General features: G+C 71.9%; 13 protein-coding genes and 2 tRNA genes. 7 read left to right on the top strand and 8 right to left on the bottom strand.

The genetic code is table 11. The features are described 5' to 3' along the window. Positions 1-14 precede the first annotated feature (14 nt). Positions 15-3,488: a bifunctional proline dehydrogenase/L-glutamate gamma-semialdehyde dehydrogenase gene (locus tag F6J85_RS13960; protein WP_150925876.1), complete on the top strand. Its 3,474-nt coding sequence runs from the start codon at positions 15-17 to the stop codon at positions 3,486-3,488. An 86-nt stretch (positions 3,489-3,574) separates the two neighbouring features. Continuing rightward, complete coding sequence (locus tag F6J85_RS13955) at positions 3,575-4,615, top strand: hypothetical protein (protein ID WP_150925875.1); 1,041 nt, start codon at positions 3,575-3,577, stop codon at positions 4,613-4,615. Here F6J85_RS13955 and F6J85_RS13950 read toward each other — a convergent pair. The 5 genes from F6J85_RS13950 to F6J85_RS13930 form a co-directional block, all read right to left on the bottom strand. After that, positions 4,576-5,655, bottom strand: a complete 1,080-nt coding sequence (locus tag F6J85_RS13950) for a LacI family DNA-binding transcriptional regulator (protein WP_150925873.1) — start codon at positions 5,653-5,655, stop codon at positions 4,576-4,578. The genes F6J85_RS13955 and F6J85_RS13950 overlap by 40 nt on opposite strands. 32 nt (positions 5,656-5,687) lie before the next feature. Next, positions 5,688-6,734 (bottom strand): alpha/beta hydrolase fold domain-containing protein, encoded by a 1,047-nt coding sequence (locus F6J85_RS13945; protein ID WP_191906622.1) that lies wholly within the window; start codon positions 6,732-6,734, stop codon positions 5,688-5,690. 64 nt (positions 6,735-6,798) lie between these two features. Next, a complete protein-coding gene (locus tag F6J85_RS13940; protein WP_150925869.1) occupies positions 6,799-8,481 on the bottom strand; it encodes a CocE/NonD family hydrolase in 1,683 nt (560 codons plus the stop codon). After that, on the bottom strand, positions 8,478-9,503 hold the full coding sequence (locus tag F6J85_RS13935) for an alpha/beta hydrolase (protein WP_150925867.1): 1,026 nt from the start codon (positions 9,501-9,503) through the stop codon (positions 8,478-8,480). Before F6J85_RS13935 ends, F6J85_RS13940 begins: the two co-directional genes overlap by 4 nt. Continuing rightward, the gene (locus F6J85_RS13930) at positions 9,500-10,828 is read right to left on the bottom strand and encodes an MFS transporter (RefSeq protein WP_150925865.1); all 1,329 of its coding nucleotides are present in this window, start codon (positions 10,826-10,828) and stop codon (positions 9,500-9,502) included. Before F6J85_RS13930 ends, F6J85_RS13935 begins: the two co-directional genes overlap by 4 nt. Positions 10,829-11,029: 201 nt before the next feature. Between F6J85_RS13930 and F6J85_RS13925 the strand changes: the two genes are divergently transcribed. The 4 genes from F6J85_RS13925 (at position 11,030) to F6J85_RS13910 (ending at position 13,530) form a co-directional block, all read left to right on the top strand. Beyond that, positions 11,030-11,824, top strand: coding sequence for an inositol monophosphatase family protein (locus F6J85_RS13925; protein WP_150925863.1), 795 nt, complete (start codon positions 11,030-11,032; stop codon positions 11,822-11,824). Between the two features lie 215 nt (positions 11,825-12,039). Then, positions 12,040-13,296 carry a M23 family metallopeptidase gene (locus F6J85_RS13920; protein ID WP_238706965.1) on the top strand — a complete coding sequence of 419 codons (1,257 nt, stop codon included), beginning with the start codon at positions 12,040-12,042 and terminating at the stop codon, positions 13,294-13,296. Positions 13,297-13,360: 64 nt separating this feature from the next. Continuing rightward, a tRNA-Thr gene (locus F6J85_RS13915) sits at positions 13,361-13,432 on the top strand. 24 nt (positions 13,433-13,456) lie between these two features. Continuing rightward, a tRNA-Met gene (locus F6J85_RS13910) sits at positions 13,457-13,530 on the top strand. A 103-nt stretch (positions 13,531-13,633) separates the two neighbouring features. Here the strand turns inward: F6J85_RS13910 and F6J85_RS13905 are convergent. Continuing rightward, positions 13,634-14,131: a DUF1269 domain-containing protein gene (locus F6J85_RS13905; RefSeq protein ID WP_150918854.1), complete on the bottom strand. Its 498-nt coding sequence runs from the start codon at positions 14,129-14,131 to the stop codon at positions 13,634-13,636. A 143-nt stretch (positions 14,132-14,274) separates the two neighbouring features. Here F6J85_RS13905 and F6J85_RS13900 point away from each other — a divergent pair, with 143 nt between their 5' ends. Further along, positions 14,275-14,604, top strand: a complete 330-nt coding sequence (locus tag F6J85_RS13900; RefSeq protein WP_150925859.1) for a DUF6804 family protein — start codon at positions 14,275-14,277, stop codon at positions 14,602-14,604. On the opposite strand, the gene F6J85_RS13895 is transcribed toward F6J85_RS13900, so the two are convergent. Together F6J85_RS13895 and F6J85_RS13890 are read right to left on the bottom strand one after the other, a co-directional pair. Beyond that, positions 14,541-15,413: a TrmH family RNA methyltransferase gene (locus F6J85_RS13895; RefSeq protein ID WP_238707127.1), complete on the bottom strand. Its 873-nt coding sequence runs from the start codon at positions 15,411-15,413 to the stop codon at positions 14,541-14,543. The two genes, F6J85_RS13900 and F6J85_RS13895, sit on opposite strands and share 64 nt — an antisense overlap. Positions 15,414-15,453: 40 nt before the next feature. Further along, positions 15,454-16,413: an AraC family transcriptional regulator gene (locus F6J85_RS13890; RefSeq protein WP_150925855.1), complete on the bottom strand. Its 960-nt coding sequence runs from the start codon at positions 16,411-16,413 to the stop codon at positions 15,454-15,456. Between the last annotated feature and the right edge of the window lie 29 nt (positions 16,414-16,442).

The following is a 16,442-nucleotide window of genomic DNA, read 5'->3' as shown; positions in this document are numbered from 1 at the left end:
CCCAGGAGGCCCGCATGTCGCTCGCCGATTCTCCCCTTCGCGCCGTCGCCCCGGCCGATCTCGCCGAGGAGGCCATCGCGCTCGTGCGCGAATGGCTCGAAGTCAGCCGCTCGGAGCCGGCCGATGTCTCCGCCCAGCGCCTGGCCGGGGTGCTGCGTGACCCGCGCGGGCTGGACTTCACCGTCGGCTTCGTCGACGGTGTCGTGCGCCCGGAGGATCTGCGCGTGGCAGCCCGCAACCTCGCCGCCCTCACGCCCCTCATCCCGGCCTTCCTGCCGTGGTACCTCAAGGCCGCGATCCGCGTGGGCGCGCTGGCTGCCCCCGTGCTGCCGGCGGTGGTCGTCCCCGTCGCCCGCCGCGCGCTGCGCGCAATGGTCCGTCACCTCATCGTCGACGCCACCGACCGCCGCCTGGGGCGCTCGATCACGCGCATCCGCGGGGCTGCGGACAGCGGCATCCGCTTGAACGTCAACCTCCTCGGCGAGGCCATCCTGGGCAAGCGCGAGGCCGCGCGGCGGCTGGAGGGCACGCGCCGCCTGCTCGCCCGCGACGACGTCGACTACGTCTCGATCAAGGTGTCGTCGACGGTGGCCCCGCACACACCGTGGGCGTTCGAGGATGCCGTGACCGACGCCGTCGACGCGCTGCGGCCGCTGTACCGGCTGGCCGCGGAGGGCGGCAAGTTCGTCAACCTCGACATGGAGGAGTACAAAGACCTCGACCTCACCCTCGCGGTGTTCATGAGGGTCCTGGGCGAAGCGGAGTTCCACGGCCTCGAGGCGGGCATCGTCCTGCAGGCGTACCTCCCCGACGCGCTGGGCGCGATGATGCGGCTCCAGGAGTGGGCGACGGAGCGGGTCGCCGCCGGCGGTGCACCCATCAAGGTGCGAGTGGTCAAGGGCGCCAACCTCCCCATGGAGCGGGTGGACGCCGACGTACACGACTGGCCCCTGGCCACCTGGCCCACCAAACAGGCGACGGATGCGTCGTACAAGGCGGTGCTCGATTACGCACTGCGCCCCGAGCACACCCCGCACGTGCGCATCGGGGTCGCCGGGCACAACCTCTTCGACATCGCCCTGGCGTGGCTGCTGGCCGAGCGCCGCGGCGTGACCGGCGGCATCGACGTGGAGATGCTGCTGGGGATGGCCACCGCTCAGGCCGCCGTCGTTCGGCGCACGGTCGGCTCGATCCTGCTGTACACCCCGGTCGTGCACCCGCAGGAGTTCGATGTCGCGATCGCCTATCTCATCCGGCGCCTGGAGGAGGGAGCGTCGGGGGAGAACTTCATGTCGGCCGTGTTCGACCTCGACGCCGACGCGGGCCTGTTCGCCCGCGAACGCGACCGCTTCCTCGCCGCTCTCGCCGACATGCCCGCCGGCGTGCCCGAGCCCCGACGCGTGCAGGACCGCCGCGCTCCGGCCGAGCCGGCGCCGCGTGACGGATTCCGCAACGCGGCGGATTCCGATCCGTCGATCGCGTCGAACCGGGAGTGGGCCGCCGGCATCGTCGACCGGATGACGTCGTCCCGCCTGGGCGCGGAGACGGCGGCCGCGCACGTGGTCACCGGGGCCTCCGAGCTCGAGGCCATCCTCGAGGGCGCATCCGCCGCCGGCGAGGCATGGCGCGCCCTGGGCGCCGATGCACGCGCCGAGATCCTCCATCGCGCCGGCGACGTGCTCGAGGCCCGCCGCGCCGACCTCATCGAGGTCATGGGCGCCGAGTGCGGCAAGGTCGTCGAGCAGAGCGATCCGGAGGTGTCGGAGGCGGTCGACTTCGCGCATTACTACGCCGAGCAGGGCAGACGCCTCGGCCAGGTGGACGGTGCCGAATTCGCCCCGGTGGCGCTGACCGTCGTCACCCCGCCGTGGAACTTCCCCGTCGCCATCCCGGCCGGCTCCACCCTGGCCGCCCTCGCCGCCGGAAGCGCCGTCGTCATCAAGCCCGCCGGCCAGTCGCGCCGGGCGGGGGCGGTCATGGTGGAGGCGCTGTGGGAGGCGGGTGTCCCGCGCGAGGTGCTGCGGTACGTGCAGCTGGAAGACCGGGAGCTCGGGCGACGGCTCATCGCGCACCCGGCGGTGCAGCGCGTCGTCCTCACCGGCGCGTACGAGACGGCGGCGCTGTTCCGCTCCTTCCGGCCGGATCTGCCGTTGCTGGCCGAGACCAGCGGCAAGAACGCCATCATCGTCACCCCCAGCGCCGATCTCGACGTCGCCGCCAGAGACGTCGCGTTCTCGGCGTTCGGCCATGCCGGCCAGAAGTGCTCCGCGGCCTCGCTCGTGATCCTGGTGGGTTCGGTCGCGACCTCCGACCGCTTCCGCCAGCAGCTCGTGGATGCGGTCACCTCGATGGACGTGGGGATGCCGTGGCACCCCGCCAGCCGCATCGGACCGCTCATCGGCCCGGCCGAGGGAAAGCTGCTGCGCGCGCTCACGACGCTCGAGCCCGGTCAGCGCTGGCTCGTGCAACCGCGTCGCCTGGACGAGGAGGGCGCGCTGTGGACCCCGGGCATCCGGGTGGGCGTGCAGCCGGGAAGCGAGTTCCATCTCACGGAGTACTTCGGGCCGGTGCTGGGAGTCATGTCCGCAGCGACGCTCGAAGAAGCCGTCGCGCTCGTCAACGCCATCGACTACGGGCTGACCTCGGGCCTGCACTCGCTGGATGAGGCGGAGATCGCGACGTGGCTGCGCACCGTCGAGGCGGGCAACGCCTACGTCAACCGCGGCACCACGGGCGCGATCGTGCAGCGGCAGCCCTTCGGTGGCTGGAAGAAGTCGGCCGTGGGGGCCGGGACCAAGGCCGGCGGCCCGAGCTACCTCTTCGGATTCGGAACGTGGACGGATGCAGCGCCCTCCGCAGGCGGCCGCCTCGACGCCTTCGCCACGACGGCGCTCGCGGCTGTGCCCCAAGATGACCGGGCCTGGCTGTCCGCCGCCCTGGCGACGGATGAACGGGCGTGGCGCGAGGAGTTCGGACTCGCCCGCGACATCTCCGGGCTCGCGGTGGAGCAGAACGTCCTCCGCTACGCCGCCGTTGCGGTGACGGTGCGGCTCGAGGATGCGCCGTGGCAGTCGCTGGTGCGCGTGGTCGCCGCCGGCGCGCGCGCGGGCGCCGACCTCACCGTCAGCACCGCGACCGACCCCTCACCGGCGGTGCGGGCCTGGCTGGAAGGGCTCGGGGTCGCCGCGCACACCGAGGGCTCCGCGGCCTGGGCGCGTCGGCTGGCCGGCATCGCTCGCCGAGGCGGCCGCATCCGGCTGCTGGGCGGATCGCCCCTCGACGTCGCGGCGGCGACGGACGGGTCTCCGGCGGTCGCCCTCTACGGGGGGCCGGCCACGAGCGCGGGCAGGGTGGAGATGCTGCCGTTCCTGCGTGAGCAGGCGGTGTCGATCACCGCCCATCGGTTCGGGACCCCGCGCCGGTACGCCGTCGCTGCGGCAGCTGCGGCAGCTGCGGACGGCGGCGGCTTCCCGGGTCGCGAACAATAGCGGATCTTCCCCAGCCGGTCCGACGCAGCCGGGCGCCAGCGCGCGCGCATGCCAGGATGGAGCGAACCTGCCACGAGAGGATTCTCATGACCGACGCCCCGCAGCATCCGCCTCAGGCCGTTCCGCCCTCCCGCGACCGCAGTCGCGGTCTGCTCAGGATGGCGATCTGGGTCGCCATCGGTGCACTCATCGCCGCAGCGATCGTGTGCGTGGTCTGGGTGCTCATCGGGCCCGAGAGCGACATCATCGGTCGGGCGTTCCTGACGATCCTGCTGCTGGCCGCGTTCGCCGCAGTGGCGATCCTCGATGTGCATCTCTCGGAGCGCCGGCCCGCGTGGTTCGCGCTGACGAGCATGATCACGTGGGTGGTGGCGCTCCTGGTCGGGGCGTTCCTCATCTGGATGCCGACAGAGGAATACGGCTTCGAGGGCTTCACGCGGTTCGTGTCCTTCCTCGCCGTGATCCTCGTGCTCCAGCTCGCTCTGCTGCACGTGCGTCTTTACATCAAGTCCCTCGCGCGCCACGTCACGCCGTTCACGCAGACGCTCGCGGGCATCACCGTCGCCCTCGTCGCCGCTCTCGCCGTCATGCTCGTGCTGCCGCTGACGTTCCACGAGTTCATCGACTTCCGTGACCTGTACTGGCGCATCGTGGTGGCCATCACGATCCTCGCGGCCGTCGGCACGGCGCTGATCCCGCTCATGAACGCACTGTTCGCACCCAAGGCCCCGCGGCCCGAACCTGCCGCCTACGGCGCACTCCCCGGGCAGGGTGGCGCCGCGTATGCGCCGGAGCAGCCGGCGCTTCTGCCGTGGCCCACCTTCGCCGACGGTGTCACGCCGCTGCCGATGATGCCCGACGGTTCTCCCGACTGGAACGCGTACTACACCGGTTACCCGACCTACCCGCAGCAGCCCGGTCTCGCTTCGGTCGGCGCCCCCGAGGCAGTCCCGTCCGCCGCGCAGGCGTACCCGCCGGCCGAACAGCCGCAGGCGTACCCGCCTGCCGAGCAGCAGCAGCAGCAGCAGCAGCAGGGGTACCCTGGTGCGCCGCAGCAACCCGGCTACCCGGGTGCTCCGCAGCCCGGCTACGACGGGTTCCCGCCCCCGCCGCCGGCGCCGCGCTGATCCGCCGCTTCCGGGCTGGTCGTCGCGGTCGAGCCGCGGACGACCAGCTCGGGAAGCAGGCTGATGTGCGCAACCGGCCGGCGCGGATGGGCCCGGAGCGCGCGCAGCGCCTCGACGGCCGCGATCCCGCTTTCGCTGAAAGGCTGACGCACCGTCGTCAAGGAGAACAGCTCGGCGACGTCGACATCGTCGTAGCCGGCGACGCGGACGTCTTCGGGTACGCGAACGCCGGCGTCCCGGAGCCCTGACACCACACCCGCGGCGATGACATCGTGCAGGGCGAAGACGCCGTCGGGCCGGTTCTTCGCCGCGAGGAGTTCGGCGGCCGCGGCCCGTCCGCCCTCGAAACTGTCGTCGCACACGACGAAGGCGAGCTTCCGGTCGACGCCGGCCTCGCGCAGTCGCTGCGCGAAGCCCTGGAGGCGGAGCTCGCCGTTGGTGACATATTCGCTGGAGCGCGGTACCGGACTCACCCAGGCCACCTCCCGCACCCCCTGGGCGAGCATGTGGTCGGCCACCAGCGCGCCGCCCCGCGCGTCGTCGACGGTGACGCTCGTGTACTGCTGCGAAGGGCGATCGAGCAGGACGACGGGTACTCCGCTGCCATCCAGTTCCGCCGCCAGGCGGGCCGTCGGTTCGGCGCCCATGATGATGAGGCCGTCCACAGGCCCCCGTCCGACGACGCGGTCGATCGTCGGTTGGTCGGTCGCGGCGAAGTCGATCACCATCACATCGGTGTCGGCCTCGGCCTCGCCCAGCACTCCCAGGAGCCGCTGCAGGTAGGTCGGATGCGCCGTGAAAGGCGCCACGACGGCGATGCGGCGCAGCGTCCGCACGGCTTTGCCGCGGCCGCGCGGGACGAACCCCAGTTCTTCCGCCGTCTCGAGGATCCGCCGGCGCGTGGTGGGGGCGACGCGCTCCGGACGGTTCAGCGCGTGCGACACCGTGGCGATGCTGACACCGGATCGTGCGGCGACCTCGTAGATCGTGACGTTCTCGGATGCGCGCCGCTCGTCGGGCGGTTCGATGTCAGTCGGCATGACTCATCGTGACCTTTCGATCCGCGGGGACTTCATCGTAACGGCGACGCGTCGGCGGCAGCAGAGGACCCCTCTTCCGCGGTGGGGGCGGCGTCGAACCCGGCCAGTCCCGCCCGCAACTCTTCGATCGCCGCCTCCTGCCATGCCCGCGACGAGGCGACGGCCGCTGTGAGGCCGGGCGTGCCGTGCAGCTGCCCCGCGCCGCGTCGGAGCCGCCCGTCCACGCCGGCATGGGTGATCCGGTGCACGAAGGCTTCGGCCGCATCCCTCAGCGCGTCGAACTGGGCGGTCATGACGAGCGTGCGCGGAAGGCCCGACAGGTCGGCGACTCGGGCCGGGTTGAGGTAGGGCCCGGGATCCTCGATGCCGCGATACGCCGCCGCGAGCGCGAGCGCGCCCTGAAGCTCCGCCGGCCGGGCGAACGCGCGCATCGACGGCCAGTCCACCGACAGATCCAGCGCCGGCACCTCCAGCAGCATGTGCGCGAGCGACGGGCCTGCCGGGCGCGCGCGGCGCGCGTCGCGCATCCGCAACGCCGTGACGGCCGCGATGTGCCCGCCCGCCGACGTGCCGCCGATCCCGAGCCGCCAGGGGTCGACGTCCCAGTGGTCGGCAGCCGCGTACAGCGCGGCCAGGAGGGAGAGAGCGTCGTCGACGGCGGCCGGATACGGATGCTCGGGGGCCAGGCGATAGTCCAGCGCGATGATCTGCACCCCGGCTGCGGCAGACCGCTCCGACAGCACCGCGTCGTTGAGGAGCTCGCGGGCGGTGCCGGCGACGAAACCGCCGCCGTGCAGGAAGAGCTGGGTGGGCAGCGGCCCGCTGGTGTGACGGGGCCGGATGCGGCGGGCGGAGAGCGGCGCATGGCCGTCGGCGCCCGGGAACTCGACGTCGGTGATCTCGGCCCGCGGGTCGACGGGAGCCGCGAACTCTGCCGCCAGGGCGTCGGAGAGCCGCCGATCGCGTTCGCGCCGGGCGGGGAAATCCCCCGGGGCGGCCGGGGGCAACCCCGCCTGCAGATCGTCGATGCGGGCCAGCCAGGCTCGGATGCCGGGCTCCAGACTGTCGAAGTCGATCATGCGGCGTTCTCCTCGGGTGCGGTCTGTGGGCTCGGTGATCGGGTGCGAGCGAGGCATGAGGGGCTCATTCGGCCACGGGGACGGTCAGCTGCGAGGGACGTGCCCCGCCCAGGACGATCCTCTGCGCGCTGGGGACGAGCCGGCCGAAGTCGTGCAGCGGATCGGCGGTGCCGGAGTTGCGCAGATGCAGCGGATGCGCGCCCGACGACACCTGGAGGCGCAGCCGGTGGCCGGCGGCGACGCGGTATGCGGTGGGGGAGAGCGTGAGGCGCACGCTTCGTCGGTCGGAGACGGCACCGACGGCGTCCATGCGCCGGTACACGTCGGTGATCGTGCGGGCGCGTCCTTGCACGTCGACGTCGCACAGCCTGAGGAAGAAGTCGACGCGGGGGTTCGTCGAGGTGAACGTGAGGTCGACGGTCGCCTCTCCCGCGATCACGGTGTCGTGGGGGAGCGGGGTGCCGGTGAAGACGAGCACATCCGCCCGCCTCTCCCGGTCCCGCTGGTCGCGCCGGCCGGACGTGAACGGATTGAGGGAGCGCCCTCCGCCCTGGGGCGTGGGGTGGGCGGGATCATACGTGTAAGCGACGGTGTCCTCGCTGCTGCCGGCATGCGTGGCCGTGACGGGGTCGAGGCGGTCACCCGGCGCGAGCAGCCACCGGTCGCCGGTGGTCAGCGGGGGCCAGGCCGCAAGATCGCGCCATCCGCCGTCACCGCCCACCTCGACGCGCACCGGCGACTCGGTCGCCAGCGCCACCGGATCGCTCAGACGGCGCAGGGCCTCGCGGACGGCGTGGACGCCGGCATCCGGTCCGTCATGGGTCCAGTCGCCGACGATGAGGCGCACCGGACGGCCGGCAGCGTGCAGCGCCTGATAATCGCCGACTCCGCCGGCGAGGAAGAGATCGTGCCAGCCGGCGATCACCGTCACCGTCGGCACGGCCCGCGCGTCGCTCGCGAAGCGCATCGGCTGCCACCACGCGTCGTCGGGGCCGCTGTGCGCGAGCCAGTCGGGGAAGAACCCCGCCCGCGCGCCCGTCGCGACGCGCACGGCCGTCTCGGGGGGCACCGCGAGGCTGCCCCGGGAGATGCGGCTCTTTGCGCGCAGGAGCTTCCACAGCCGCACGATGAGCGGTCGCTCCTGCATGTCGAGGGCGTAGGCCCATGTCACGGCCGTCTCCATACTGAAGCCGCCGCCGGCGTAGATCATGGCGCGATCGATGCTCCGGGCCGACAGCCCCACGATGAGGGCATCGGGGCGGTGGGGGCCCTCGCACAGTGCCCACTGGGTCGTTCCCGCGTAGCTGAACCCCCACGAGATGACCGGCCCGGTCGACCACGGCTGGGCCCGCAGCCACGCCATCGTCGCCTGGCCGTCGGCTGCCTCGTGCCGCAGCGGGTAGAACCACCCGCCCGAACCGAACGTCCCGCGGACGCTCTGGATCACGACGTGGTGCCCGCGCTCGGCGAAGAACGTCGCGACGGCTGCCATGCCGCGCCGGCCATAGGGCGTGCGGATCAGGATCGTCGCCTCCCCGGCGTCCTCAGCGAACCAGTGGTCGGTGAGCAGCGCCGCGCCATCGGTGGCGGGTACGCGGAGATCGCGCTGCACGCGGACGCCCGTATGGGTTCGCGGCGGCATCCCGGTCGCCGCTTCGAGCCGCCGGTACTCCGAGCGTGCCGCCCTCCTCAGGCGCGGAGCATCCACGAGGGCCGGCGGCGCGCTCGACGATGACGCTCCGCTCATGCCAGCACCCTTCCCAGCCAGGCGAGCGTTTCGTCGTGCATGCGGCGGAACACCTCCGGCGTCGCGACGGTGTGGGTCATCGGATAGCGGTGCCGCGCGACGGCGACCCCGGCCTGCTCGAGTCGATCCGCGTACGCCAGCGCGTCCGGAGCGAGTGGGTCGTAGTCGCCGGTGATGACGAGCGTGGGGCTGGAGCCGCTCAGATCGGATCGGCGGGCGGGGGAGACGCCGGGTTCCTCCGGATCGGCGCCTGCCGTGTACAGCGCGACGATCCGTCGTGCGTCGGCGATGCTCTCCTCGTCGGCCTGGAATCGGCCCGACCCGAGGCTCAGGTCCACCGACGGACACTGCAGCACCACCGCCACCGGAGGCGGCAGCTCCCCGTCGAGGGCGCGATGCGCTGCGGCGGCGGCGAGGTTGCCTCCCGAGCTGATCCCGAACAGCACGAGGCGCGCCGCATCCGCTCCCAGCTCGGCGGCGTGGCCGACGATCCACGAGATCGCCGCGGCCACGTCGTCGGCGGGGATCGGGTAGGGATGCTCCGGAGCCAGGCGATGGTCGATGCCCACGACCACGGCCGGCAGGCGTCCGGCGAGCTCCCGGCTGAGGGTGTCGTTCAGGTGCCACCCTGCCGCGCCCCCGCCCATCCAGTAGGCGCCACCGTGCACGAGGGCGACCACCGGCAGTCGCCCCTCGCCGGCCGGGCGATAGACGCGCAGGCCGACGGTGCCGCCGGGCACCGGCGCACTCGCCCACGAGGTCTGGACGGGCCGCTCGTCCGCGCCCAGGGGATCGGCGCCGAGCGAATCCTCCAGGACGGCGTCGTAGTAGGCGCTCGCCGCCAGTGCGGCCGCGTCATGGCGGGCGCGTCGGAGGGCCACCTCGGCTTCCCACTCCGGCCGGGCAGACGGGTCGGCCGGTGCGGGTTCGGGCAGCGGCCCTCCGCCGGGTGCGAGCCGCGGGAGTCCGCGGGCCACGATCGATGCGATCACGGCCGCGTGGGGACGATCCGTGTCGGTCACCGCACGCTCTTGATCGGCAGCACCGAGAGTCCCCCGAGAACGGCGAAGACGATCGCGGCGACGTAGAGCGCCGTGTAGTTCTCTCCACCGCCGATCGCCAGCAGCGGCACGGCGACGACGGGAACGAGCAGCTGTGGCAGCTGGTAGGACAGCGCGACGATGCCGAGGTCTTTCCCGGCCTCCTCGAACGTGGGCAGCACCTCGGTCATGAGGGCGATGTCGACGGACACGTACGCGCCCTGCGCGGCGCCGACGATGAGGATGCCGACCATGAACATCGTGATGTCGGGGGCGGCGATGGCAACGAGCAGACCGGCCGCCGACAGCACGCACGATGCCCACACGATCGCCTTGCGCCGGCCGGTGCGATCGGAGATCCACCCGAACAGGATCGTCATGATGATGTTGCCGACGGTGAAGATGATCAGGGTGATCGCCTGCACGCCGGATGCCTCCTCAGCCGGTACGCCGAGGTGATCGATGATGAAGAACAGGAGGTAGGTCGACACCGAGACGATCGACATCGTCACCAGAAGCCGGCACGACCACGCCCAGAAGAAGTCGCGGTAGCGGACCGGGTCGAGCCAGTACGTCGCCACGACGTCCGACCACTTCCAGGGAGCCGGACGCTCGGTGCGGACGATGTCGCGCAGCCCGAAGAACAGCAGCGCGCTGAAGAGCGCGCCGAGGGCTCCGGGAACGATGAACCACGACCACTGCGCTCCGTTGGGCAGCGCGGCGATGAGCGATGCGCCGACGATGAGCGCGAGGCCCGCGGAGGCACTGGCCACCGCCGCGACCCTCGCCCGGATGCGCTTGGGGATCTGATCGGCCAGCAGTGCGTGCACGGCGGCGTTGGCGGCGCCGAACCCGCACTGCACGATGATCCATCCGAGCACGACCATCCAGACCGAGCCGGAGAAGGCCAGCACGACCACGCCGACCGTTCCCGCGAGCGCGCCGCCGAGGATCCAGGGCCGGCGCTTTCCCAGCGCCGACATCGTGCGATCGCTGAACCGCCCGAACAGCGGAGTGATGACCATGACGACGATTCCGCCGATGGCCGCCGTGATCGAGAGATTCAGCCCTTTGGTGTCGTCGTCCAGGAAGGCGAAGACCTTGGGGATCGCCGCCCCGCCGATCGTCCCGGTCGCCAGGCTCAGCCCGAACCAGGCGAGTACGAAGAAGAACAGGAAGCTGCGACCCTGGGGGGAGCCGGGCACCTCGTCACTGCCCGCATCCGCCACCGGCTCCGCCAGGATCGCTTCCGAGGCGGGGTTCGCGCCCGCGCGGGCGTTGTCCTCCCGCGGCGGGTTCGGTGACATCGGCGGCTCCTCATCGAAATGCTCGCGGGTGAGCGCCGCGCGAAGGGAGCGCTCGCCTCGTGGCTCATCGCCGGGCCCCTCCGTCGCAGCGGAGCGGCGAGCGAAAGTAAAGCTCTCACACTTTACAGAAAGAAGGGCGGAGCGGAAGGGTGAATTCTGGTATGCGCGGAGCGGCCGCAGTCGCGCCAGTAGCGTGGGGGAATGACCCCCGCCGACGACCTGCTCGACATCGCCACCGAGATCGCGCGGGAGGCCGGCGCCCTGGCGCACCGGCGCCGCGCGGAGGGCGTCACGATCGCCGCCACCAAGTCGGCGCTCGCCGACATCGTGACCGACGCCGATCGCGAGGTGGAAGACCTGATCCGCGCACGCCTGAGCGCCGCACGGCCGGCCGACGGGTTCCTGGGCGAGGAGTCGGGTGCCGGGCAGCGCGAGGCGGAGATCACGTGGGTGGTCGATCCCATCGACGGCACCGTCAACTACGCCTACGGGCAGCCCGCCTATGCCGTCAGCATCGCCGCGGTCGCCGGTGACCCGGACCCGGAGAGCTGGACCGCGCTGGCGGGGGTGGTGTACTGCCCGCCGACCGGCGAGCTCTTCCGCGCCGCCCGGGGCAGCGGCGCGTGGCTGGGCGACCGGCGGCTGCAGGTCAACGCCGATGCCGGCCCCGCGGGCGCCCTCATCGGCACCGGATTCGGCTACGACCCGGCCACGCACGAGGGGACTCTCGATCAGATCCGCCGGGTGATGCCCATCGCGCGGGATCTGCGGCGCGGGGGCGCGGCATCCCTGGATCTGGCAAGCGTTGCCGCCGGACGGTTGGACGCGTATTACGAGCGTGGGCTGCAGCCGTGGGACCACGCGGCCGGCGCGCTCCTGGTGCGCGAGGCGGGTGGCGTGGTGTCCGGCTCGCCCGGCGGCCGCCCCGGGCGGCGCATGACGATCGCCGCCGCACCCGGCCTCTTCGAGCGGCTCTCCGCGCTGCTGGACGACTGACCCGCGGCGGTGGGAGCGCGCACATGGCATTCCCAGACCTCGCGATGTAGTGTTTACCTGATCGTTACCTTCGTCGCCCGAATGGCGGGGGTGGCCCAACCCGAATCGCTGTACACCGTCGCGCCCCCGTGACACGACCCGGAAGCCTCCTCGTCTTGACCGACCCTCGCCTGGCTGCGCCCGCCCTCCCTCGGCGGTCCGGCCACACGTCCCACGTGCGTGCGGACGAAAACCTCGCCGTCACCAGAGCCGAGCTGCGGCGACAGGCTCAAGCCCTCCCGGCGCCTGCTGCGGCCCCGCTGACGCGCCGCGAGGCGCGCGGTCGGCTCGCGGCCGCGAACGTCGCACCCGAGGTCGCCGTCGAAGACCTGCCCGACCTCGCGCCCGAAGCGCTCGCGCTCCCCGCCCTTCCCGCCGATGTGCCCGTCGTCGTCGAGACCGCCGCCGCCATCGACGCCGCACCCGCCACGCTCCCCACCTCGCCGATCGACCTGCCGCAGATCCGGGCAGGCCGTGCCGCTCCGGCTGGGGACACCGCCTTCGGCCGGGTGAACTCCACCTCGTCCGAGGCGGACGACCGCCCTGTGGCCGACGAGGGCGCACCCCTGTTCGACGAGTCCGAACTCGATGCGTTCGAGGCGGCCGCCCGGCTGTTCGCCTTCACGGGGGAGACGCCCGTGCAGGTCGCCGCTGCGGCGCGGGACGAGGGCGATCTCGCACCTGCTGCCGCGCGGGAACCCGCCCGACGCGGTGCAGGATTCAAGCGGATGGCCGCTGCATCCTTCTCCATCGGCGTCATCGGCGTCGTCGGCCTGCTCACCGTCGGAATGACCACGCCCGTCGAGGCGGTCGCGGCAGCCCAAGGCGGCACCGCTGCCCTCAGTGTGCTCACGCCGGGCGACGTGGACGCCGAGGAGGAGGCCATCCAGGCCTACGTCGCCCCCGCCGACGTGCAGAACCAGGGCGTCGTGCGCAACGAGAACTACCGCACCGCGACGATCGCCGAGATCGCCGCCGAGTCGGGCATCTCGAACTTCTCCAGCTTCTTCGTCAACAACCCCAACTCGGCCATCCAGTGGCCGTTCGCGGTCGGCGTGCCCATGACCTACGGCTTCGGTATGCGCTCGGGCCGTCTGCACGAGGGCCTGGACTTCGTACCCGGTGCCGGCGCGCCCATCCAGGCCATCGCCGACGGCACGGTGCGCATCGCGACCGAATCGGGCGGAGCTTTCGGCGTGACCGTCGTCATCGACCACGTCATCGACGGTGAGATGATCTCCAGCCGCTACGCGCACATGCAGTACGGCTCGCTCCAGGTCACCCCCGGCCAGCAGGTCAGCGTGGGGACCTTCCTCGGGCGCACCGGCGACACCGGACGCTCCTTCGGTGCGCACACGCACTTCGAGCTCCTCGCCGGCGGAACGACGGCGATCGACCCGCTCCCGTGGCTCCGCGAGCACGCCGGCGGGTGACCTGCGTGAGGCGAGGCCCAGGGCTCTGGTATTCTCGTTGAGTTGCCCGGATCACTCCGGGTACGCCCCGATAGCTCAGTGGCAGAGCACTTCCATGGTAAGGAAGGGGTCGTCAGTTCAATCCTGACTCGGGGCTCGAAGCATCCGACGGATGCGTCGCGGCAGGGTAGCTCAGTTGGTGAGAGCGCACGACTCATAATCGTGAGGTCGCGGGTTCAAGCCCCGCTCCTGCTACCGCCAGAACCCCCGGGGGATTCCCCGGGGGTTCTTCGTTTCTCGTCGGCGTCGCGGCGGGCCCGACGTTCCGGTCCGATCCCGCGGGCCGGCAGTGCGACGACTATGCCGAGGTGGCGCTGAGGTCGTGGACGAGTTCGCGCTCCTGGTCGTGGGAGAGCGAGGTCTGCACGACGGTCCCGTGGTACGGCGCCAGCGCAGCGGCGAACTTGTCCGCCGTCAGCTTGGTCGCGTACAGGATGACGGCCGACTTGCCGGCGGTCACGGTGTTCTGCACACGCTGGCGGAACTCCGCGTCCAGGCCCGACTTGTCCATCGCGGCGAAGAGGGCGCCGAGGAGACCGCCGAACACAAGGCCGACGACGGGGACGAAGAAGAGAATCCCGACGAGCGTCCCGAACAGGGCGCCGCTGGCGGTGCCGAGCCCGAACCGGGCCGCGGAGCCGGGATACTCCACCCGGGTCTTGCCGTCTCCGTCCACTTTCACCAGCGCCAGGCCCGCGAGTTCGACGACGAGGTCGTTCTGGAGTTCCTGAATCCTGTTGTACGCGGCTTCCGCGTCCGGCTCGGTGTCGAACGCAATCACGATCAGGTCGGCCATGGGGTCCTCGCTTCGATGGGATGGTGTGTGGCCGACGCTAGTCATCGGCGACGCAGACCGGCAATGACAGGCGAGCCGGCCCGGGTCTTTCGGCCTGCCGCCGCATGGCGTCGGAGGTGGCGCATCCGTGGGAGGCTGGGTGTATGGCGCAACCCTCGCCGGCAGCGGCCCAGCGCAACGCCTTCGTCCCGTCGTTGCTCGCGGCGATCGTCCTCTTCCTGGCACCACTGCTGTTCGGCGCCGGGTGGACGCTTTTCGTGCTCCTCACCACCGCCATCCTGGCGCTGATCGTGGCGTGGTTCGCCGTGCAGGCCCGGCACTGGTGGTGGGTGCCGGTCTTCGTGGCGATCGCCGTCGTGTGGAACCCCGTCTATCCGCTCCCCCTGAGCGGACCGGTATGGATCGCCGCTCAGCCGGTCGCGGCCGTCGTCTTCCTCGTCGGGGGCGCACTCATCCGGGCCCGCCGCTCGTAGAGCGCGATGGCAGCCGCGACGGAGACGTTGAGGGACTCCACCGCGGGGTTCACCGGGACGCGGAAGTGAAGCGCCGCGCACTCCTCCATGTGGGCGGACGCCCCGTGCTTCTCGCTCCCGATCAGGAGGGCGAGGCGGCGATCGACGAGCGCGGCCTCGCTGAGGGGAGCGGGTGCGCGGGCGCTGAGGCTCGCGAGGGGGATGCCCGCCCGGTCGAGGCACCCCTGAAGCTCGCGGGCGTCGGCCGGCACCACCGGTAACGCGAACACCATGCCGCGGCTGGCCCGCACCAGCCGTCGGTCCACGATGGTCGTGATTCCGCCGTCCAGGAGCACCACCCCGGCGGCATCGAACGCGCAGGCCGAGCGGATCACCGCGCCGATGTTGCCCATGAGGCGGACTCCGTCGAGCACGACGATGTCGCCCGGTCGGGCGATCATGTCGGCGAGTCCGGCGGATGGGGGCGTCCGCGCCAGCGCGAACATCCGCGACCGCTTCTCCGTACCGAACAGGGCCGACACGACGCCGTCGGCGAGCACGTGGAACGGAACATCCGGGAGCCCTGCTGCGGCAAGGGACGCTTGCCGGGACTGCTGGTCGGCCGTGCCGTAGACGCTGTCCAGGCGCACTCCGCTGCGCAGCGCCTGGATGATGTTCTCCTCGTCGTCGATGACGAACGTGCGGCGTCGGGCCGTCGAGCGGTGGAGGACGTCGCGGACACGGCGCGCGACGGGATGGTTCACCTCGCCGATGACCGGGTCGGTCGCCATCGCGCCGCCATCGCCCGGTCGCATCAGGTTCGCCGTCATGTCCACGACGACCAGGCTCGAGGATGACGCTACGTGAGGGTCAAGACGGCGCTGCCATCTCGGTGCGGAGCCGGCTTCGCCGCCGGATGGAGCCGGGGGTTCGCCCGACGATGCGGGTGAAAGCCCGGTGGAACGCCGCCTCCGAGCGGTATCCGAGCTCGTCGGCGAGGGCGGCGACGGTCGTGTCGCCCTCCGCCAGGCGCGACTGCGCCAGCGCCATCCGCCACCGCGCCAGGTAGGCGATCGGCGCCTCCCCGGTGAGTTCGGTGAAGCGCGCGCTGAAGGCCGAGCGCGACATGGTGGCCGCGTGCGCGAGCAGCTGCAGATTCCACCGTCGCCCCGGATCGTCGTGGATGGCCTCCAGTGCCCGGCCGATCCGCTCGTCCTGCACCGCGTGCATCCACCCGGTCGCCGACCCGCCCTCGCCGGCGATCCATGCCCGGATGGCCTGGAGCACCAGCACGTCCGCCAGGCGCGTGGCCACCGTCTCGCCGCCGATCTGAGGATGCGACAGCTCCCGCGCCATCGTGCGCAGCGTGTCGTGGACGGAGGATCCGGCCTCAAGCTCATCGCCGCGCACTGTCACGACGGCGGGGAGCGCGCGCATGAGCTCTCGAGCGGCGGGGGCGTCGAAGGAGACGATGCCGCAGATCAGCTGCGACGCCTCGCCGGTGCCGCCGTGCCGCAGGGTCGAGTACTGCTCGCCGATGTACTCCTGCGGAAGCCGGTCCACACGCAGGGCGGGGCCCGCTGCGGGAGAGCTCGCCAGGTCGTGACCGCGCCCATGCGGCACGAGCGCGAGGTCGCCTCGGCGCAGTTCGAGCGGTGCGGAGCCGGTGAGCCGCAGCCAGCAGGATCCGTTCGTCACCACATGGAAGCTGACGGAGTCTTCGATGGCGGGCATCTCCAGCGCCCACGGCTCGGCCAGTTCGGCATGGCAGTAGAACGTGCTGCGCATCTGGACGGTGTGGAGCAGTCGTGCGAGCCGTGCTCGATCCATCGGGCTCACCCCCGGTCGACGTGATTGCG

It is taken from the genome of Microbacterium lushaniae (assembly GCF_008727775.1).
Taxonomy (GTDB): domain Bacteria; phylum Actinomycetota; class Actinomycetes; order Actinomycetales; family Microbacteriaceae; genus Microbacterium; species Microbacterium lushaniae.
Note: the sequence above shows the minus strand (reverse complement) of the source record. Positions and strands in the feature narration are given on the sequence as shown.